Raw genomic sequence first — 19,298 nt, 5'->3', positions numbered from 1 at the left:
CTTCAATAGGATCAAACAGTTCCGAGGCATCGCAACCCGATACGATAAGCACCCGGAAAACTACCTCGCCGCCGTAAAGCTCGTCGCCGCGAGGATATGGTGTCAGAGTTTATGAGTCGACGTCCTAGGCGGTAAAGAAGCTCGCAGCAGAGCGACCGTCGAATTCATTGACAAAGCGCTTCGCCCGTTCGTGTTCTAACGGCCGAGGCCCCAAACGTCCGGATTTCGTGCGAAGTACTCGATCAGCATTTCTACGAGAACACGGACTTTCCGCGCGGGGTGCTGACCCGGCGGTCGGACGACATACGCGCCCGCCGAAGGTGGGGGGTAGCGCCTCATGACCGGGACGAGCGCGCCGGAGGCCACATATTCGTGTGTGATGCAATCGGGGAGCCAGGCGATGCCGAGTCCTGCCGCGGCGGCAGCGGCAAGCGCCATAGCGTTGTCGGCCTTGAACCTGCCCTGCGGCTGAACCGTGACAATCCGGCTGCCATCCATGAACTGCCAGGTTTCCGTTCCCTGCATCAGGGCCTGATGGTTGACCAGTTGCTCCGGCGTCTCAGGTGAACCGTGCGCTTCGATATAGGCCGGGCTTGCGACAAGCTTTCCATAGATCGGTCCGACGCGCTTCGCGATGAGGTTGGAGTCCTGAAGGTAACCAACCCGGATCGCGCAATCGAAACCTTCGGAGATGAGATCGACGAAGCGATCGCTGTAGGAGGTATGGATGTGCAGCTGCGGGTGTTGTTGCGCCATTTCCGCAAGCACGGGGGCGAAGTGGGTCGGGCCGAAAGAAAGCGGCATGGCAACCCTCAGGCGGCCACGCAAATCACCGGTAGGGAGGATCGTTTCCCTGGCCGCATCGATCTCGGCGCTGGCTCGGGCCGCATGATCTCTGAACGTCACTCCCGCTTCTGTAAGCGCGGCGCCGCGGGTCGTTCGTGCAAGAAGCTGGACCCCAAGCTCCGCTTCAATCCGAAAGAGCCGCCGACTGACGATCGATTTGGAGACGCCGAGCCGGCGCGCGGCAGCCGATACGCCCCCGGCATCGGCCACTGCCACGAATGTCTGTAGATCCTCGATATCCAATCCGGCGTTCCTCGTTTCGCGACACAGCTTGTCTGACTATGGCACTATCGCACCACCACAAGGAACAGCAAATTGAGTCCAGGCAACGTCGCCCGCTGGCGCATGTCTCCCGTGAAACCCGTTGCCGTCCATAGCGGCAGAGAAAGGAAGTCTTGATGACCCCTCGTAACGGACTTGATTCGCTTCTTCGACCCGAAGACTCGGTCCTCGTTCTGATCGACCACCAGCCCTATCAGCTCACAAACGTGAACAGCCACGAGCCGCAGATGGTGGTCAACAATGCGGCGGCTCTGGCGAAGGCCGCCAAGGCCTTCGGCGTGCCCACGATTCTGACGAGCGTGATCGCTGACCGGGGCGGCCGTATCTTCCCCCAGATCACTGACGTGTTTCCCGGCCAAGAGGTGATCGATCGAACGTTCATCAACACCTGGGAGGATGAGAAGGTCGTGGACGCGGTCAAGGCCACCGGACGCAAGCAGATCATCATCGCGGGCCTGTGGACCGAGATATGCGTTGCGATGCCGACGATCCAGGCGCTCGGCGAAGGTTGGGACGTGACGGTTGTCACCGATGCATCCGGCGGCACATCGGTCGAGGCCCATGAGGTCGCGATCCAGCGCATGATCATGGCTGGCGCAAACATGATGACGTGGCTGTCGGTGGCTGCGGAATGGCAGCGCGACTGGGCCCGCACGGAGCATGCCGCCGAGCTTTCGGAGGTGCTTGTGCAGCATGCCGCCGGCAGCGGCATCGCCTTCCTGTGGGAGCAGCAACTGCTCAACACGCCGGTACCACGGGACGCGGACTGATCCGAGCGGGGATGACGAGAATCTTGAACGACGCTTTGTGAGCCGATCGTTCGTCGAGCCTCGTCATCCCCATTCTGCTGAGCTGCGTAAATCTTCCGAGAGATTCGCTCCGTACCGGAACAAAGCGGAATGCGATTCGGTTGACTCCCCGGATATACAGGGAGTTAGCCATGGCAGTCTCGGCACGAGCCCAATGGAAGGGCTACCTCCGATTTGGTGAAGTCACTGCGCCGGTGGCGCTGTACACCGCCACATCGACCTCCGACCGGATCGCCTTCCACACGGTCAACCGCGAAACCGGAAACCGGGTACGGCGCGAGTTCGTCGACAGTGTCTCCGGCAAGCCGGTGGAAAAGGAAGATCAGGTCAAGGGCTACGAGATCGGCGACGAGCGATATGTGGTGCTCGAGCCGGAGGAAGTCGCCTCCGCCGTTCCGGAGAGCGACAAGACGTTGCGGGTCCAGGCATTCATTACCTGCGACGACGTCGACAAGGTCTATTTCGACAAGCCGTATTATCTGACACCCGACAAGATGGGCACCGACGCATTTGCCTTGCTTCGCGAAGGCATGCGCAAGAAGAAGGTCGCCGCAATCGCCCAAACGGTCCTTTTCCGCCGCATGCGCACCGTTCTGCTTCGACCGCACGACAAGGGCCTGATCGCTACGACCCTGAACTTCGACTACGAGGTTCGGAGCGCCAAGGAGGCCTTCAAGGAGATTCCGGACATCAAGATCGAGGGCGAGATGCTCGATCTTGCCAAGCACATCATCGGCATGAAGAAGGGCACCTTCTCGGCCGAAGAATTTGACGACCGCTACGAGGCTGCGCTCGCCGAACTGATCAAGGCAAAGCTTGAAGGCAAGTCGCTGCCGAAACGCGCACCGCCGAAGGTCTCGAAAGCCAATGATCTGCTTGAGGCGCTCCGCCAGAGCGCCGGGATGAAAAAGCCGCCGGCGGCATCGAAGAAGCGCGCGAGCAAGGAAAGCGCGGCAAAGACCAAGGCGAAAACGGCTGCAAAGAGCGCGCCCGCCCAGCGCCGCCGCGCAAGCTAGAGCGGGATGAGGAAAGTATTGCGATTTTTCGCCCGCATCCCGCTCTACCTGTTGGAACCGGTCACGTGCATGTTTTCAGGTCGAACCGGCCTAAAAACAATCATGATCCAGGGAGGTGAACGATGGCGCCCCCGCGTCCATATTGGAAAGGCTACCTGAAACTCTCGCTCGTCACCTGCCCCGTTTCGATGATGCCGGCGACCAGCGAGTCCGAGAAGGTCCGCTTCCACACGCTCAACCGCAAGTCCAACAACCGTGTCGTCTCCCGGTACGTCGATGCAGTGACCGGCAAAGAGGTCGACGACGACGACGAGGTGAAAGGTTACGAGCGCGGCGAAAACGACTTCCTGGTAATCGAGGACGAAGAACTTGAGAGCGTGGCGCTCGAAAGCGCCAGGACGATCGACATCGAGAAGTTCGTTCCGCGCGAGGCGATAGAATGGATCTGGCTGGAGAAGCCTCACTACCTTACGCCCTCGGACGAGGTCGGCCACGAAGCTTTCAGCGTGATCCGCGACGCCATGGTAGCCGAGAAGGTCGCCGGCATTTCCCGGCTCGTGATCGGCCGGCGCGAACGCGCCGTGATGCTGGAACCGTGCGGCAAAGGCATCATCGTATGGACCCTTCGCTATGGCGACGAGGTGCGCAAGCCGGAGACTTATTTCGCCGATATTGGCGATGGGGATGACGATCCGAAGCTGATGAGCCTCGTCACCTCGCTGATCGAAGAACGCAGCAAGCCATGGAACCCGGATATGGTCAGCGATCCCGTTCAGGAAAAGCTGCTCGAAATCATAGAAAGCAAGCGGAAGTCTGCGAAGAAGGTAGCCAAGCCGAAAGGCAAGGAGGGAGAGCCGGTCCATGCCGGGAACGTCATCGACCTCATGGCGGCGCTCAAGGGAAGCCTGGAGAAAAAGAAACCCGGAGGCAAGAAGTCTTGAGTCGAGCGGCCTGCGTTGCCGGAGCGATCCGGGTACCGCGAGGGTGGCAACAACGGTTCATCCAACATCGCCAGGTCGTCAACCAGGTTGGCCTGCGCTCCGCGGTTATCAGGGCGGTCGCAGCCATCCGTGCGGCGGCTATCGCAAGTGTAGCCTTGCCGATATGCTGGGTATAATTGAATGGTTTTCTTCGTATTGTTCCAGAAAGTTGGAAAGTGTCGAATCCAGGAACTCCGACCTTCGAGCAGCTCCGCGTCTTTCTGGCGGTGGTCGATAGCGGAAGCTTTGCCGGGGCCGCGCGCAGGCTCAACCGCGCCGTCTCTGTGATAACCTATGGCGTGGCCAATCTCGAAGCGCAGCTCGGACTCGAGCTGTTCGAGCGCAAGGGCACGCGCAAACCGCAACTCACGGCCGCCGGGCGCGCAGTGCTCGCCGAAGCGCGTGGCCTCGCCGAGGGCATCGAGGGCCTGCGCGCCAAGGTCAAGGCGCTGCATGACGGCCTGGAAGCAGAAGTGGATATGGCCGTCGACGTGATGCTGCCGACGGAGCGGCTGGGAAAGGTGCTGCGAGCCTTCGCCGAAGCCTTTCCGACGGTATCGCTGCGACTGCATGTCGAGGCGCTCGGAGCGGTGACTGCGGCAGTACTGGACCACAAGGCCATGATCGGCATCTCCGGTCCCTTAGCGACCGGCGTTCGAGGCGTGGAGTGCATCGCGGCAGGCTCCGTATCAATGGTCCCGGTGGCGGCACCCCATCACCCGCTCGGGCGCATGGAGCGGATAGCGCCGGGCGATGCCCGCGACCACGTCCAGCTTGTGCTGACGGACCGTTCCCCTTTTACCGCAGGCCGGGACTTTTTCGTGCACAGCCCGCGTACGTGGCGGCTTGCGGATCTTGGCGTGAAGCATGCGCTGCTGCGCGAGGGAATCGGCTGGGGAAACATGCCTCTTCCACTCATACGACCCGATCTGGCAAGCGGCGCGTTGCTCCGGCTTTCCATGCCGGACCACAGGGGTGGCATCTACCGGTTCGGCGGCATCTGGCGCCGGGATACCCCGCCGGGACCGGCCGCGGCGTGGCTGCTGAACCAGTTCGTGACGCTCGGAGCCGCTGACATCGAGGAAGCCGGACTTTCCGACATTTAGAGCACCGGGAGAAGCGTTCCCGTCCGGTGTGGTCTCGGGTGAAGATTACAATGGTCTCAGCAGATGACGCACGATCGGCGGGTGATCACCGATATGAAAGGCGTTGAGCGTCTGCTGGTCGATCTGATCGGCATGGGTGACGCGGGCGTGCTGGCGCTGATGCTCCGGCCAGCTTTCGACCACGAAGCTCTCGACAACCCGCCCGGGTTCGGCAACGTCTTCCCACACATCCCAGCGGATCGCTCCGTCGCGTTGCCGTACCGATCGGAAGCGACGCAGGGCCGCAACGAACTCGGCCGTCCTCTCGGGTGCAATCCGATACTCGATCTCGACCAGAACTGGTCCGCGGTCGCCGGCGGGCTGTACCGAGACCACGGGTTCAGCCCAGTGGTGCGAGGGCGCCAAGTCGACGCCTGCATCCCTGGGAAGACGCCAGATCGCCGCGAGAACGAGTGCCGCCGCCTGGCCGATTGCCGCGATGGCAAGCGCCGTCGTGACATCGGTCCGTGCGGCGACCGAGCCCCACAGGACACTGCCGCCCGTCATGGCTCCCTGGAAGACGAGAAGATAGACAGCAAGCGCTCGCGCTTTCACCCAGCCGGGCGAGGCCATCTGCGCGGCGACGTTGAGAGATGTCAGCATGGCGATCCATGCAAGGCCGGCAATCGCCATGACGACGCCCGCCGCCCAGGCGTTCGACGTGATCGCCAGCAACAGGGTGGCCAGAGCGAAGAGCAGCGTCGCGCCGATGGAGAGCGTGTTGGCAGGAACATGCCGGCGCAGCTTCTTGAGCAGCAATGCCCCGACAACCGCTCCGGCACCCATGCAGCCGAGCAGGGCGCCATATCCGGCTGCGTCGAGCCCCAGACCGCGCCGCGCGACCAGCGGCAGCATGGCCCACAGCGCGCTGCTGAAGACGAAGAAGCCGACGGCGCGGACGAGCACCAGACGAAGTGCCGGCGCATGCCGGGCATAGCGATATCCGGCCTTCAGCGCACCGACGAAGTGCTCCGGCGGCAGGGCATGCGAGTCGGCCGGACGCTTCCATCTGATGAGCACGACGAGCACCGCAATGACCGATAGGGCATTGAGCGCAAAGACAGCGGCGGTTCCGGCCACGGCAACGATCACACCACCGAGCGCCGGGCCGATCGCGCGGGCGATATTGATCCCAAGGCTGTTGAGTGCGACCGCATCCGGCAGCGTGGGCTGATCGACCAGTTCCGGTACAATCGCCTGGAAGACGGGCGCGGTAAGGGCGGCGGATATCCCTAGCACCAATGTGGCGGCCAGCAACACATAGGGCGTCGTCAGGTCCTGCCAGGTCAGCCCGGCCAGAACTGCCGCGGCAACCAGACCGAGCGTCTGGCTCGCCAGCAGCATGCGACGTCGATCGACAGTATCGGCCAGCGCGCCTGCCGGCAGCGAGAGCAGGAACATCGGCAAGGTGGTCGCTGCCTGCACGAGCGCAACCAGCAGAGGACTCGGCGACAGCGAGGTCATCAGCCAGCCGGCGCCGACATCGTGCATCCATGTGCCGATGTTGGAAACGATGGTTGCGATCCACAGCGCCCGGAAAACCGGAAAGCTCAGCGGGCCGGCCTTACTTGCCGCGGCAGATTGGTGTGCAGTCATGTCAGCTCCGTCCGACGGCTGGAATCGAAATGAGTTCCCCGATCAAGCGACAGCTCGAGGAGCGTATTGCCTGTCACGTCACACTGCCCAACAACCGCAGCCAAATGCACCCCAGAACGTTCTGGAATCGGCCGTGGGAACACTGGCGCCGAGCGCGGCGGCGTGGTCGTGGCCATGCACGGCACAGCCGTTCGCGCATCCGCAGCGCAGCGACAACTTGGCGCGCGCCTCCGGCGTCTTATGGTAGCCGCCGAAGGTGCTGACCGGCGACCAGTCGGGCATCGGTTTCGGAAGCTCCGGCGCAAGCGGGGTGTATTCGCCGTCCCCATGCACAACCTTACCGCCGAGAAGAGTGAGCACTGACCGCAGATGCACGATGTCGTCATCCGGCACAGCGAAATAGTCGTCGGAGAGCACAGCCAGATCGGCAAGTTGCCCCACCTTTATCTGGCCTTTCTTGCCTTGCTCGCCGGAGAACCAGGTGTTGGCCTCGGTCCAGAGCCGAAGCGCGGTCTCGCGGTCGAGGCGATTGGCTTGCGGATAAAGACGCAGACCGCCGACGGTCTTTGACGTCACCAGCCAGGAGAGCGACACCCAGGGATTGTAGCTCGCCACCCGCGTCGCGTCGGTTCCGGCGCCGACGGGAATCCCTGCCTGCATCATTCTCCGGATCGGCGGCGTGCGTTCGGCCGCCTTCGCGCCGTAGCGCTCGACGAAATACTCGCCCTGATAGGCCATGCGATGCTGCACGGCGATGCCACCGCCAAGCGCGGCGATGCGGTCGATATTGCGATCGCTGATCGTCTCGGCATGATCGAAGAACCAGTTGATGCCGGTGAACGGGATGTCCCGATTCACCTTCTCGAAGACATCGAGCGCGCGGCCGATCGTCTCGTCATAGGTGGCATGGAGCCTCCACGGCCAGCGGTTCTCCGCCAGCAGGCGAATGACCGGCTCGAGGTCAGCCTCCATATTCGGCGGCATCTCCGGCCGCTCGACGCGGAAATCCTCGAAGTCGGCCGCTGAGTAAACCAGCATCTCGCCGGCACCGTTATGCCGGTAACTGTCATCTCCCTCACCCGGTGAGACCTGCTTCACCCAGGAGGAGAAATCGGCGAGTTCCTGCTTGGGCTTCTGCGTGAAGAGATTGTAGCTGATGCGGACGGTAAGCTGGCCGTCGCGGTGCAGCCTTTCAACGATCTCATAGTCATCGGGGTAGTTCTGGAAGCCCCCGCCGGCGTCGATTACGCTGGTGACGCCAAGCGCATTGATCTCGCGCATGAAGTGGCGGGTCGAGTTGAGCTGGTATTCGGGCGGCAGCTTCGGCCCCTTGGCGAGCGTCGAATAGAGGATCGTCGCGTTCGGCTGAGCGAGCAGAAGGCCGGTCGGATTGCCGGCCGTATCGCGCAGGATCTCGCCGCCGGGCGGATTGGGCGTATCCTTCGTGTAGCCGACAACGCGCAGCGCCGCCGCATTCAACAGCGCCCGGTCGTAGAGGTGGAGGATGAAAACCGGCGTATCCGGCGCGGCTGCGTTCAGTTCGCCGATGGTCGGCAGACGCTTCTCCGCGAACTGGTGTTCGGTAAAACCTCCCACGACACGCACCCATTGCGGCGCAGGCGTCCGGTCGACCTGCTCCTTGAGCATCGCCATCGCCTCAGCGAGGCTGGGCACGCCATCCCAGCGCAGCTCCATATTGTAGTTCAACCCACCACGGATGACGTGCGTGTGGCTGTCGATCAACCCCGGAATGACGCGGCGCCCTTTCACGTCGATGATGCTTGCATCGGGTGCTGCGGCCCGCGCCTCGGCTTCGGGACCGACCGCCAGGAAACGCCCGTTGCGGATCGCTATGGCCATGGCGGACGGGTTTTGACGATCGAGCGTGGTCACCTTGGCGTTGACGAGGACCAGGTCATTATTGGGCATGGGAGTCTCCTTGGCATAGGCGCGGAATGGCGAGGAGAGCGCCGCCGCGGCGACGCCGGCGATGGTCTGGCGACGGGTGAAGCTCATGAGTCCTTCTCCCGATTGTGAGGCATCGGTCCGAGCACGTGCTCGGCGCACCCGGTCTTGACGAAAGAAGTCACGCCCTGTCCGGCGAAGGCACGCTTGGCGATCGGTAGCATCTGCTCGCCGAGCAGCATGCCGAACAAACCGACGAGGGCGACGACGGGCGGCGCCGGCGAGCGGACGCCGAGCAGACTATAGACTACGCCCACCAGCAGGCCGGCGCCGAGCGAGAGCAGGTAGATCTTCATGCGGTCTCTCCTTCCCTGCGTTTAGATCGATTCCGGGATGGCTCCGCCCGCCCCCGGAAGGCGGCGCGCGCTTTCCGAGGACCACGGTCGGCCTGCCGCCGGATTGCGGCGCCGAGGATCGCCTTTCCTCATTCCGCTCTAGCCGTGACCGCCCTCGGAGGCACCGAACATGGCCTTGGCATAGGTGATCCCGATGCCATAGGCGCCGCCCCACTTCTTCGCGATGCCGGTCGTGAGCTCGTAGGTGTCGGCCCGGGCCCAGTCGCGCTGCAATTCGAGAAGGTATTGCACCGAGGTCACCGGGCGGGCCCCGGCCTGGACCATGCGCTCCACCGCACGCTCGTGGGCCTCGGCCGAGACATCGCCGCAGGCATCGGTGATCACATAGACTTCAAAGCCTTGGTCGAGCGCCGATAGCGTCGGGCCGACGATGCAAACAGACGTCCAGAGGCCGGCGAACACGATCCGATCCTTGCCGATACGGTTCACCTCCTCGATGACGGCCGCATCCTCCCAGGTGTTCATCGAGGTACGGTCAAGAAGCCGCTGGCCGGGAAAGGCGTCCGTGACTTCCGCAAACATCGGGCCCGAGAAGCTCTTTTCGGCGACGGTCGTGAGGATGGTGGGCACCTCGAAGCCGGCTGCCGCGCGGGAAATGAGGGCCGCGTTGTTGCGAAGCAGTTCCGGCGCGATGGACTTGGTCGCAAACGCCATCTGCGACTGGAAGTCGATAAGGACGAGCGCATGATCGGTCGGGGACAGCAACGTCTTGCCGGGCGTCGTGGTGGCGGTGATGCTCATCGTAGATCTCCTGCTGTTAACTCGTTTCGGCCGACCCGAATTCTTCAGGGCCGAGACCGTGATCCATGATTTACAAAGGGACGGAGCGTGCATGTAGTTGTATAATTTCTCTGCTTTCGTTCTAGAAAATTGAAAAGCAGCATCAGCAGGAAAAAATAGGCTTCAGTTCGTTCGGTTGCCGGACTCTCGGCGGCTTTGAGCTTCTTCAGAAATCAGCACGTCGCCCCCAGCAGCTGCACGGCGCAGGTCTGCCGAAGCGCGTGATGCGTGCCGCCTTGGCAACCCCTTCTCACAGGTTTAGATTAGCTCCCCGCGGCGAGGGAGGCCCTTATGACATCAAGCTTCAACGTGCATGATGCAGCCGGTTATGAGCAGCTCATGGGCCGCTGGAGCCGGAAGCTTGCGCCGAAATTCATAGATTTTGCCGGCGTCGCCGATGGAGAGAAGGTTCTGGATGTCGGCTGCGGAACCGGCAGTCTCACCTTCGCACTCGCCGACGCCGCCAGGCTCGAAGAGATCGCCGCGATCGACTATTCGCCCGTCTTCGTGGAGGAGGCGATCCGGCGCAACACCGATCCGCGCATAAAGATAAGAGAAGCGGATGCCTGCGCCCTGCCGTTCGAAGACCGGACCTTCGACCGCGCCTTCGCCCTTCTCGTGCTCCACTTCGTACCCGAAGCAGGCAAGGCCGTGGCCGAGATGCGCCGCGCGGTGCGTCCCGGCGGCGTCGTCGCGGCGGCGGTGTGGGACCATTTCGGCGGAATGCCCGGCATGCGCATGATGGTCGACACGGTGGCGGCGCTCGGCGAAGGCGGGCGCGCACTTCGCGCCCGCTACTGCTCCCAGCCGATGATGCGGCCGGGAGAAATGAAGCGGACATTTGTCGAGCAGGGTCTCGCAAACGTTGCGGAAACCGAGCTGATGATCCGCATGGATTACCGGAACTTCGACGATTACTGGGCGCCGATCGGCGCGGGCGAAGGGCCGCTCGGAAAATATGTGGCAACGCTCGATGCGGAGGAGCGGTCACGCACCAGTGCCGCCGTGCGCGACGCCTACGAAGCCGGACGGCCCGACGGTCCGCGCTCCTTTGCGAACGTCGCCTGGGCCTGCCGGGGCACCGTTCCGTGATCGAGCCGCTCGCGATCGCGTGCACCGGCATTCTCAGCCGGTCCGCCTGGCCAGCATAGCACATGAACTAATGCCTGTTGAGATTCGGGCCACCCGCGGCGGCTTGTTTGAGTTCCTCATTCCTGTGCTTGTCACAGGAATCCAGCCAGACCAAGTCCTTGGGCTGAAAGAACGCTCCCGCGCCGCAGACGCGGCGCTGCTGGATCCCTGTGACGAGCACAAGGGATGAGGACGGAGGAGAGATTGCAGTCCTCCGATACGTTTCCTACAGCGCCGCGCGTCTTGTGAGACGCGCAAAGGTCGCCGTAGCACTTTGAGCTGCTCAACAGGCCTTAATGCAGAACAGGCGGCGCTTGACGCCGGAACAGGGCGATCAGCGAGATACCGTGCTGCAAAAGAAGTTCCGCGGCCGGCAAATCCATTGTCGCGACGTCTTCGGCGCAACCGCTGATAATTCTGGCGAGACTGATCGAGTTTGCTGCAAACCGATCATCGCCGATTTCCTGTGCCTCGTCCGCGGTGGCTTCAAGTGCGTCCGCGACAAGGGTCATCAGGTTTGCGCGCTCGCGAGGCGTCATCTCATTCAGGGTCTTGGCAGAATCCCGCATTGCTGGCTCCTTTGGTCGTTAAGGCGGCCTCCGCAGGCGCGGCCGGTCGCCCGGGCGGACGTATGCCACGTTTATTGTTGGAGTACGGGTCGAAGCTTTCATTGCATAAATCGGTATCAGGCACGGCGAATGCAAGGAATGGCTACTATGCGGCTACCGCATGCCCGGGTTGATACCGGCAACCTCGGACGGAATGTCGCGTGAACAAGGGTGGTCACTGTCCACGTCTTCGGAGCGACGAGGCGAGGCGAACTGTGTGCTGTTTTCCGCCCCTATGCCGCCCTGCTTACCAGAATCGGTTACGATTCTAGGCCGATCCGGCCTGAAATCATAGGGGCTAAGAGACCCCTCCCCGCTCCAGCCACGCCTTCAGCGCAACCGCATTGTTGTGCGCCTCGTCACGCGCGGCATAAAGCAGCGTCAGCGGCCCCTCTTTCCATCGTTCGCGCAACTCCGCTACCGCCGCCTGCGCGGCCCCGCTCTCGAGCTCCTCCGCATAGGCGACGCAGAACGCATCCCAATCCTGCGGCTTCCCATGAAACCGCTTGCGCAGCGCGTCGCTCGGCGCGATGTCCTTGAGCCAGAGGTCGATGCCGGCCTTTTCCTTGGCGACGCCGCGCGGCCAGAGCCGGTCGACGAGGATGCGCGTACCGTCGGACGCGCCGGGCGCCTGGTAGACACGCTTCAACTGGAGTGATGCCATAGGGTCCCCACCATACGTGCCGGGGCGGCCGCAACCGTCCCGGGGAGGAAAACTGCTTTCATCCAGCGTAGCGGAGCCTTCCTAATCGTGGAAGAAGCCCTGTATCTCTTCCGGCGTGACCTTGCCGTCGCGGTTGATATCGACCTTGTCGAAAACCCGCTTGTGGATCGTGCTGATCTCCTCGAAGGAAAGGGCGCCGTCATTGTCCGCATCGGTGATGGCGAACATGATTTTCATCATCTGACGGTGCATCGTCTGCCGGTGCATCATCATGCCCCGCATCCGGTCGCGATGCCGCATCCGGTCGCCGCGCTTCCCGTCGCCACGTATCATGTCCTCGCGCATCATGTCTGGCTGATCGCCTTGGGTGACGCTTCCACCGCCCCCCTGATCGCCGGGTTGCATATCGGGTTCAATGCCCTGGTCCTGGGCCGGCATTTCTCCTGCGGGCGGAATCGGAGCGGGTGCCTGGGCGGCAGTGCTCGTTGCGGCGCTGATGGCCATGATGGCGGCAAGGGCCGTCACGGTCGGAAATTTCATCAGTGACATGTGAGCTCCTCCTCGAGTTGCACGTCGGTGTGCGGTAGCGGCTGCATTGTCCTCAGACGGCGCGGCGGCTTCGCCGCATAAAACAGCCGCCCCATCGCCTGCTAACCGCAAGGGCGTGGAGAGGTTCCGATACCGGCCGCCCTTCTTTCGGTGCCGGGCAAAAACGCCTTACACCTCAGTGTCATCACGAACGGCGCGCCAGGCAGCGATGATCGCCCCGGCGGTCCTCTCGCCGGCGCGGTCGTCCGTCAGCCAGGAGATGACCGAGAGCCGCATCACCTTGCGGCCGCGCCAGACCGCGCCGCCGGCGAACAGGATGCCGTCGGCCTGCAGCCTGGCGATCGTCGCCTGGGTCATCCGGTCGCCTTCATCGCCCGGCATCGCCGCTTCGAAACGTACCAGGACCTGATTGAGGACCACCTCATTCAGGACGTTTATGCCGTCTTCGCCGCTCAGCCGCCCGGCGATGGCGCGGGCGACGCGGCAATGCCGGTCGACCATGGCGGCGATGCCTTCGCGTCCCAGATGCTTGATCATCGTCCAGGTGGCAAAACCGCGGGCTCGGCGCGACAGTTCGGGCACGAAATGGCTCGGGTCCCGCTCGCCCTCGGTGGTCGGCGGCAGGTAGCTCGCGGCGATCGTCATCGCCCGGCGATGCGCTTCCTGATCGCGGATGATGGCATATCCGCAGTCATAGGGGGTCTGCAGCCATTTGTGGCCATCGGTCGCCCAGGAATGTGCTTCGTCGATCCCGTCGGTGAGCCCGCGCTTTCCGGGAGTGGCGCGCGCCCAGAGGCCGAAGGCGCCGTCGACATGAACCCAGGCGCCCAGGTCGCGGGCAATCGGCATGATGCCGGCGAAGTCGTCGAAGGCACCGGTATTGATCTGTCCTGCCTGCAGGATCGCAATGCAGGGACCGGAGACCTGCGCCGCTGCCTCGGCGAAAGCCGGTCCGGTGATGCGACCCATGTCGTCGGTCCGGACGCGCAGCACGCGGTCGTGCCCGAAGCCCAGGAACTGCAGCGCCGAAAAGACCGTCGCATGCGCGTCGTCGCCGATCAGCACAGCGACCGGCGGCGCGCCGAAGAGGCCCTGCGCCTCGACGTCCCATCCGACCTGCCGCAGCACCTCTCCGCGCGCTGCGGCAAGGCAGATGAAATTGGCGAGCGTCGCGCCGGTCGCAAAGCCGACGGAACTCTCCCGCGGGAGGTCGAGAAGATCGAGCAGCCAGTTGGCCGCGATTGCCTCGGCGGCGGCTGCGGCCGGCGCCGCGTGATGGTTGCCGGCATTCTGTCCCCAGGCGCTCGTCATCCAGTCGGCCGCAACCCCGACCGGATGCGAACCGCCGATGACCCAGCCGAAGAAGCGTGGCCCCGTCATCGCGTGAAGCCCCGGCTCCGCTTTCGCGGCAAGCTCGTCGATCACTATGGTACCGGCGCTTCCCCGTTCCGGCAGAGCTTCCCGAAACATCTTCAATGCGGCGGGATACGATTGCTCCGGCCGCTGCGGCAGCTCCGTAATTTTGTCGCGGAAACGCGCGGCGTGCTCCGCCGCGCGTTGAAGAATTTCGCGGGTCGTTTGCTCCTTCATGAACTGCCTCCAGGCGTTGCCTTACGAACGAGGCCACCCGCTTCAGGCCGCCCCGCGTTCCTCTATCGGCCGGACGTTCTGGTTCATCCGGAAGAGATTGAGCGGGTCGTAATGCCGCTTGACCTCGACGAGCCGGCCATAGTTCGCGCCGTAGGCCGCCTCGACCCGGTCCATCTCGTCTTCAGGCATGAAATTGACGTAGGCCGTGCCGGCGGCATAGGGCTTTGCTGCTTCGAAGAGATGCCGCGCCCAGTCGATGCAGGCCTGGTCCATCGCCGCGTCCCGCCATCGGCCGTGCACGTTCATGACGAAGTGCGAGTTGCGCTGCGGGAAAGCGGTTTCCTCTGCCGCAACGCGGCCGGCGGCGCCGCCGACATGGGCGATGAATACCTCGCATTCCGGGCCCGGCAACTGCCGGATCGATTCGGTGAGAATGCCGATCGCCTGATCGGAAAGCTCCATGAAGTCGTGGCTCTTCCAGTAGTTGCGGGCACCCGGAGCGAGTAAGGGGTCGAAAGCCTGCTGCCAGCCGACGAAGGGATGCGGCGATACCACGTCGGCAATCGGATTGCCGATCGCCCGCAGCTCCGCCACTGCCTTCTCGCCCGCTTCGAGATCGCCGCAATAGCACATGGCGAGCACGACGACCTCCTTGCCGTGCCATTCGGCCGGTATGAAGGGCAGCGGCGGCGCCTGGCGCATCACCACCCAGCAGGTGAGTTCGTCCGGCGCATTTTCGAGCGCCTGCCTGTATTGCTGCAGCACGCTTTCGGCTTCGGCAAAGGGATGGACGACGAGCCCGGAGAGCACGTCGGGGCCGAGTTCGTGCAGGCGGAATTCGAAGGCCGTCACGACCCCGAAATTGCCGCCGCCGCCCCTGATGGCCCAGAACAGGTCGCGGTGCTCGGTGGGGCTCGCGCGCACCAGTTCGCCATTGGCCGTGACCACATCGGCCGATAGCAGGTTGTCGATCGTCAATCCGAATTTGCGCGTGATCCAGCCGAACCCGCCGCCGAGCGTCAGGCCGGCGATACCGGTCGTCGAGTTGATGCCGGTCGGCAATGCAAGACGGAAGGCCTGCGTCTCCACGTCGAGATCGGCAAGCGTCGCCCCCGGCTCGACCCAGGCCGTCTTCGTCGTCGCATCGACCCGCACCGATTTCATCGGCGTGAGGTCGATCACCATGCCGCCGTCGCAGACCGCGTTGCCGGCGATGTTGTGACCGCCGCCGCGCACCGCGACGAGCAACCGGTTCTCCGCAGCAAAGCGCACCGCATTGACGACGTCGGCCGCTCCGGCGCATTGCACGATCAGCCCGGGCCTTCTGTCGATCATGCCGTTCCAGATCGTGCGCGCCTCGTCATAGGCGGCGTCGGTCGCAATCAGGACGCGCCCGCGAAGGCGCGCGGCAAATGCCTCGATTGCCGCGGCGCTGATCATTGTTATTCCGTTTTGCAGATTGATGAGGCTCATGTCGTTCATGATTCGCTCCTCCCGCGGTGAACCATTGCCCCCAGCGGCGGGCATTCTGCGCCTTTGCCCTAAACCCGGCAAGCAGACCCGCGGTCGCCGCCCCTAGTCCTTTGGGGTTAGCTTGCAGGGCGCCAACACGGCTTCCCGCCAGCGCGATTCTTGCAATCGCGGCTAAAATGCTCCAATGAACCGCCGGCGCGGCAATCCGCGAAATGGCGGTCGAAGGCAGTATGGAGAGGGAAGTCGTGGGCATGAAGGTGGTCATTCTCGCCGGCGGATACGGCACCCGCATTTCGGAGGAGAGCCACCTCAGGCCGAAGCCTATGATCGAGATCGGCGGGCGCCCGATCCTCTGGCACATCATGAAGATCTACAGCCATTACGGCTTTTCGGATTTCGTGATCTGCCTCGGCTATCGCGGCTACATGATCAAGGAGTACTTCTCCAACTATATCCTGCATTCCTCCGACGTCACCTTCGACATGACGACGGGCGAGACAGCCTATCACACGAAGAGTGCCGAACCCTGGCGGGTGACGCTGGTCGATACGGGACCGGAGTCCATGACCGGCGGCCGCTTGAAGCGTGTCGCCGGCTATCTCGGCGAGACCTTCTGCCTGACCTATGGCGACGGCGTCGCCGATGTCGATATCCGCGCGCTCACCGAATTCCATTTGCGTCACGGCCGCGAGGCGACCGTGACGAGCGTGGTGCCGCCGGGGCGCTATGGTGCGCTCGCCACCGAAGCCGGGCAGGTCATGAGCTTTACCGAGAAACCGGCCGGCGACAACGGCCGCATCAATGGCGGTTTTTTCGTTCTTAATCGCTCCGTGCTCGACCGCATCGCGGGAGATCACGTCCCCTTCGAAAGCGCGCCGCTCGAGGGCCTGGCGCGCGACGGGCAGCTGATGGCTTTCCCGCATGAAGGTTTCTGGCGCCCGATGGACACGCTGCGCGACAAGACCCAGCTCGAAGAGCTCTGGCAGCAAAACCGCGCGCCCTGGAAAGTCTGGGCATGAGCCGTCTCCCTGATCCGGGATTCTGGGCGGGAAAGCGCGTCCTGCTGACCGGCCATACGGGCTTCAAGGGAAGCTGGGCGGGTGTGTGGCTCAAGGAGATGGGCGCGCATGTGACCGGCTATGCACTGCCGCCCGCCTCTCGGCCGTCGCTCCACGACCTGTTGCATCCGAACGGAGCACCGGGCGGTCAATTCGGCGACATTCGCGACGGTGAAGCGCTCGCGACGATCGCACGCAAGAGCGAACCGGAGATCGTCCTGCACATGGCGGCGCAGCCGCTGGTCCGCGAAAGCTATGCGGAGCCTGCTGAGACTTTCGACGTCAATGTCATGGGCACGGTCCGGCTGCTCGAAGCGGCCCGTGCGACGCCTTCGGTGAAGGCCGTCCTCGTCGTGACGACCGACAAGGTCTACCGCAACGACGAGAGCGGGCGGCATTTCCGGGAGAGCGATACGCTTGGCGGGCATGACCCCTATTCGGGCTCCAAGGCAGCCTGCGAGCTTGCCGTCGCAACCTGGCGCAGCGCCTACCTTAAGGAGCGCGGCATTCGTGTCGCCACGGCACGAGGCGGCAATGTGATCGGCGGCGGCGATTTCTCCGACGACCGGCTCGTGCCGGACGTCGTGCGCGCCGCCCTATCCGGCTCGCGACTCAATATTCGCAGCCCGCTCGCGACGCGTCCCTGGCAGCACGTGCTTGATTGTCTCAACGGCTATTTTCTCTTTGCCGAGGCACTCTACGAGGGCGAGAGCGATGTCGATGCGCTGAATTTCGGCCCCTCGCCATCCGAGCCGGCGATCCCCGTGCGCGACGTGGCGAACGCCGTGCAGGCCGCGATGGGGCTCGACCCCGAATGGGACGACGTCTCTGCGCTCGAGCAACCGCGCGAGATGCAGACGCTCGGCCTCGATCCGGCTCTCGCCGGCGAGAACCTCGCATGGCGCCCGCGCCTCGCCCAGAAGCAGGCGATCGAGTGGACCGCGCGCTGGTACGACGGTTGGCGCCGCGGCGAAGCTGCGCGTCAACTCACGCTCGACCAGATAGAAGCATTCACGAAAGGCCTTTGATCCACGATGTCCCACTCCTGCCGCTTCTGCTCGACCCCGCTTGAAACCGTCGTGGCCGACCTCGGGGCGACACCCTGGTCCAACTCGTTTCTCGAGCCGACCGAGGAGGCGATCGCCCGGGAGAAGGCTTTTCCGCTGAAGGTGATGGTCTGTTCCGAATGCCTGCTCGTCCAGACCACCGAGACGGTCCCGGCGGACGAAATCTTCAACGCCGACTACCACTATCTCTCGTCATTCTCGACGAGCTGGCTCGACCATGCGCGCCGTTATTCAGAGGCGATGACCGAACGCTTCGCTCTCGACGGCAGCTCGCAGGTGGTGGAAGTCGCGTCGAACGACGGCTACCTGCTGCAATATTTCGCGGCCAAGCAAATTCCCGTGCTCGGCGTCGAGCCGGCGGCCAATGCCGCGAGGATCGCCGAAGGCCGCAACGTGCCGACCCATGTCGCCTTCTTCGGCCGTGACACGGCCAACGCGCTCGTCGCCCGCGGCATCCGCGCCGATCTCACCGCCGCCAACAATGTTCTCGCCCATGTGCCGGATATCGCGGATTTCGTCAGCGGCTTTGCGATCCTCCTGAAGCCGGACGGCGTCGCTACCTTCGAGTTTCCGCACCTCCTGCGGCTGATCGAAGGCATCCAATTCGACACGATCTATCACGAGCACTATTCCTACCTCTCGCTCGCGGCCGTCGAACGTATCTTCGCCGCTTGCGGGCTGAAGGTCTTCGATGTCGAGGAACTGCCGACCCATGGAGGCTCGCTGCGCGTTTACGCCCAGGCGGTGTCCGGAAACAGACCTGCGACCGCGAAGCTCGCCGAAGTACGGGCCGAGGAGGAAAGCGCCGGGCTCACGCAGATGCCCACCTACGCCGCCTTCGGGAGGCGCATCGCCGCGGTCTGCGATGGATTCCGCGCGTTTCTCGCGCAGGCCAGAAGCGAAAACAAGCGCGTAGCGGCCTACGGCGCTGCAGCAAAGGGCAACACCTTCCTGAACGTCTGCGGGGTCACCGCGTCGGATATCGACTTCATCGTCGACCGCAACGATCTGAAGCAGGGCAAGCTCTCGCCCGGCAGCCACATTCCGATCTACGATCCCGCCAGGATCGAGGCTGAAAAACCCGATTATATCGTCATCCTGCCCTGGAACCTGACCGACGAGATCGTCGCCGCCCACGCCTATATCCGTTCCTGGGGCGGCCGCTTCGTCGTCGCCATTCCGGAAGTGCGGGTGATCTAGTCTAAGGCCTGTAAGAGATCCATTTTGAGTTTATGACGGCTGCCGCGAGATGGAAATGGCGTTGAAGCTCTGGTCGGTTTTGTCGGCGCGCATGGCGATGCGTGCGAATTCATTGAGTACCGACCGTGCGCCACTGCATGTGTCCATTGATCGTAGCCGATCAATGGACAAAAACATGCAGCA

The 19,298-nt window shown here is 63.5% G+C and carries 18 protein-coding genes and 1 pseudogene; 9 read left to right on the top strand and 10 right to left on the bottom strand.

Annotated elements, in window-relative coordinates:
• Positions 1-115: pseudogene (locus tag CN933_RS12955) on the top strand (IS5/IS1182 family transposase); the annotation flags it as partial.
• Between the two features lie 80 nt (positions 116-195).
• Here CN933_RS12955 and CN933_RS12950 read toward each other — a convergent pair.
• Positions 196-1,089 (bottom strand): LysR family transcriptional regulator, encoded by an 894-nt coding sequence (locus CN933_RS12950; protein WP_102761744.1) that lies wholly within the window; start codon positions 1,087-1,089, stop codon positions 196-198.
• Between the two features lie 155 nt (positions 1,090-1,244).
• On the opposite strand from CN933_RS12950, the gene CN933_RS12945 reads away from it, so the two are divergent.
• The 4 genes from CN933_RS12945 (at position 1,245) to CN933_RS12930 (ending at position 5,039) form a co-directional block, all read left to right on the top strand.
• Complete coding sequence (locus CN933_RS12945; RefSeq protein ID WP_102761743.1) at positions 1,245-1,898, top strand: hydrolase; 654 nt, start codon at positions 1,245-1,247, stop codon at positions 1,896-1,898.
• 170 nt (positions 1,899-2,068) lie between these two features.
• Positions 2,069-2,953 carry a non-homologous end joining protein Ku gene (gene ku, locus CN933_RS12940; RefSeq protein ID WP_102761742.1) on the top strand — a complete coding sequence of 295 codons (885 nt, stop codon included), beginning with the start codon at positions 2,069-2,071 and terminating at the stop codon, positions 2,951-2,953.
• A 122-nt stretch (positions 2,954-3,075) separates the two neighbouring features.
• On the top strand, positions 3,076-3,894 hold the full coding sequence (ku, locus tag CN933_RS12935; protein ID WP_018098283.1) for a non-homologous end joining protein Ku: 819 nt from the start codon (positions 3,076-3,078) through the stop codon (positions 3,892-3,894).
• Between the two features lie 215 nt (positions 3,895-4,109).
• The gene (locus CN933_RS12930) at positions 4,110-5,039 is read left to right on the top strand and encodes a LysR family transcriptional regulator (RefSeq protein WP_102761741.1); all 930 of its coding nucleotides are present in this window, start codon (positions 4,110-4,112) and stop codon (positions 5,037-5,039) included.
• A 45-nt stretch (positions 5,040-5,084) separates the two neighbouring features.
• Here the strand turns inward: CN933_RS12930 and CN933_RS12925 are convergent, their stop codons facing one another.
• The 4 genes from CN933_RS12925 to CN933_RS12910 all read right to left on the bottom strand — a co-directional run bounded on the left by CN933_RS12925 (position 5,085) and on the right by CN933_RS12910 (position 9,730).
• Positions 5,085-6,674 (bottom strand): MFS transporter, encoded by a 1,590-nt coding sequence (locus CN933_RS12925; protein ID WP_102761740.1) that lies wholly within the window; start codon positions 6,672-6,674, stop codon positions 5,085-5,087.
• A gap of 78 nt (positions 6,675-6,752) precedes the next feature.
• Entirely contained in the window at positions 6,753-8,690 is a 1,938-nt protein-coding gene (locus CN933_RS12920; protein WP_102761739.1) for an amidohydrolase, read from the bottom strand.
• A complete protein-coding gene (locus tag CN933_RS12915) occupies positions 8,687-8,935 on the bottom strand; it encodes a XapX domain-containing protein (RefSeq protein WP_102761738.1) in 249 nt (82 codons plus the stop codon). Before CN933_RS12915 ends, CN933_RS12920 begins: the two co-directional genes overlap by 4 nt.
• A gap of 138 nt (positions 8,936-9,073) precedes the next feature.
• The gene (locus CN933_RS12910) at positions 9,074-9,730 is read right to left on the bottom strand and encodes a hydrolase (RefSeq protein WP_146032664.1); all 657 of its coding nucleotides are present in this window, start codon (positions 9,728-9,730) and stop codon (positions 9,074-9,076) included.
• 336 nt (positions 9,731-10,066) lie between these two features.
• Here CN933_RS12910 and CN933_RS12905 point away from each other — a divergent pair, with 336 nt between their 5' ends.
• Complete coding sequence (locus tag CN933_RS12905) at positions 10,067-10,867, top strand: class I SAM-dependent methyltransferase (RefSeq protein ID WP_018098277.1); 801 nt, start codon at positions 10,067-10,069, stop codon at positions 10,865-10,867.
• 332 nt (positions 10,868-11,199) lie between these two features.
• Here CN933_RS12905 and CN933_RS12900 read toward each other — a convergent pair whose 3' ends face one another.
• From CN933_RS12900 to CN933_RS12880, 5 genes are all read right to left on the bottom strand, one after another.
• Positions 11,200-11,475 (bottom strand): hypothetical protein, encoded by a 276-nt coding sequence (locus CN933_RS12900; protein WP_018098276.1) that lies wholly within the window; start codon positions 11,473-11,475, stop codon positions 11,200-11,202.
• A gap of 337 nt (positions 11,476-11,812) precedes the next feature.
• Positions 11,813-12,178, bottom strand: coding sequence for a DUF488 domain-containing protein (locus CN933_RS12895; RefSeq protein WP_102761737.1), 366 nt, complete (start codon positions 12,176-12,178; stop codon positions 11,813-11,815).
• Between the two features lie 81 nt (positions 12,179-12,259).
• The gene (locus tag CN933_RS12890) at positions 12,260-12,727 is read right to left on the bottom strand and encodes an EF-hand domain-containing protein (protein WP_164866832.1); all 468 of its coding nucleotides are present in this window, start codon (positions 12,725-12,727) and stop codon (positions 12,260-12,262) included.
• A gap of 168 nt (positions 12,728-12,895) precedes the next feature.
• Complete coding sequence (locus CN933_RS12885; protein ID WP_102761735.1) at positions 12,896-14,317, bottom strand: pyridoxal phosphate-dependent decarboxylase family protein; 1,422 nt, start codon at positions 14,315-14,317, stop codon at positions 12,896-12,898.
• 42 nt (positions 14,318-14,359) lie between these two features.
• Positions 14,360-15,799 (bottom strand): FAD-binding oxidoreductase, encoded by a 1,440-nt coding sequence (locus CN933_RS12880; protein WP_102761734.1) that lies wholly within the window; start codon positions 15,797-15,799, stop codon positions 14,360-14,362.
• 242 nt (positions 15,800-16,041) lie between these two features.
• Between CN933_RS12880 and rfbF the strand changes: the two genes are divergently transcribed.
• Genes rfbF through CN933_RS12865 form a run of 3 tightly spaced genes read left to right on the top strand, consistent with a single transcriptional unit; the run spans position 16,042 to position 19,115 of the window.
• Positions 16,042-16,809 carry a glucose-1-phosphate cytidylyltransferase gene (gene rfbF, locus CN933_RS12875; RefSeq protein WP_026168955.1) on the top strand — a complete coding sequence of 256 codons (768 nt, stop codon included), beginning with the start codon at positions 16,042-16,044 and terminating at the stop codon, positions 16,807-16,809.
• On the top strand, positions 16,806-17,876 hold the full coding sequence (gene rfbG / locus CN933_RS12870; RefSeq protein WP_102761733.1) for a CDP-glucose 4,6-dehydratase: 1,071 nt from the start codon (positions 16,806-16,808) through the stop codon (positions 17,874-17,876). Before rfbF ends, rfbG begins: the two co-directional genes overlap by 4 nt.
• A gap of 6 nt (positions 17,877-17,882) precedes the next feature.
• Positions 17,883-19,115, top strand: a complete 1,233-nt coding sequence (locus tag CN933_RS12865; protein ID WP_102761732.1) for a class I SAM-dependent methyltransferase — start codon at positions 17,883-17,885, stop codon at positions 19,113-19,115.
• Positions 19,116-19,298 lie beyond the last annotated feature (183 nt).

It is taken from the genome of Sinorhizobium sp. M4_45 (assembly GCF_002885915.1).
Lineage (GTDB): Bacteria > Pseudomonadota > Alphaproteobacteria > Rhizobiales > Rhizobiaceae > Sinorhizobium > Sinorhizobium meliloti_A.
This window is presented reverse-complemented; position numbering and strand designations above follow the sequence as displayed.

Coding starts and splice junctions, on each gene's coding strand:
- CN933_RS12880 (WP_102761734.1), bottom strand. CDS start 15,799: ATGAACGACATGAGCCTCATCAATCTGCAAAACGGAATAACAATGATC.
- CN933_RS12890 (WP_164866832.1), bottom strand. CDS start 12,727: ATGTCACTGATGAAATTTCCGACCGTGACGGCCCTTGCCGCCATCATG.
- ku (WP_018098283.1), top strand. CDS start 3,076: ATGGCGCCCCCGCGTCCATATTGGAAAGGCTACCTGAAACTCTCGCTC.
- CN933_RS12900 (WP_018098276.1), bottom strand. CDS start 11,475: ATGCGGGATTCTGCCAAGACCCTGAATGAGATGACGCCTCGCGAGCGC.
- CN933_RS12885 (WP_102761735.1), bottom strand. CDS start 14,317: ATGAAGGAGCAAACGACCCGCGAAATTCTTCAACGCGCGGCGGAGCAC.
- rfbF (WP_026168955.1), top strand. CDS start 16,042: ATGAAGGTGGTCATTCTCGCCGGCGGATACGGCACCCGCATTTCGGAG.
- CN933_RS12865 (WP_102761732.1), top strand. CDS start 17,883: ATGTCCCACTCCTGCCGCTTCTGCTCGACCCCGCTTGAAACCGTCGTG.
- ku (WP_102761742.1), top strand. CDS start 2,069: ATGGCAGTCTCGGCACGAGCCCAATGGAAGGGCTACCTCCGATTTGGT.
- CN933_RS12905 (WP_018098277.1), top strand. CDS start 10,067: ATGACATCAAGCTTCAACGTGCATGATGCAGCCGGTTATGAGCAGCTC.
- CN933_RS12945 (WP_102761743.1), top strand. CDS start 1,245: ATGACCCCTCGTAACGGACTTGATTCGCTTCTTCGACCCGAAGACTCG.
- CN933_RS12895 (WP_102761737.1), bottom strand. CDS start 12,178: ATGGCATCACTCCAGTTGAAGCGTGTCTACCAGGCGCCCGGCGCGTCC.
- CN933_RS12920 (WP_102761739.1), bottom strand. CDS start 8,690: ATGAGCTTCACCCGTCGCCAGACCATCGCCGGCGTCGCCGCGGCGGCG.
- CN933_RS12925 (WP_102761740.1), bottom strand. CDS start 6,674: ATGACTGCACACCAATCTGCCGCGGCAAGTAAGGCCGGCCCGCTGAGC.
- CN933_RS12915 (WP_102761738.1), bottom strand. CDS start 8,935: ATGAAGATCTACCTGCTCTCGCTCGGCGCCGGCCTGCTGGTGGGCGTA.
- rfbG (WP_102761733.1), top strand. CDS start 16,806: ATGAGCCGTCTCCCTGATCCGGGATTCTGGGCGGGAAAGCGCGTCCTG.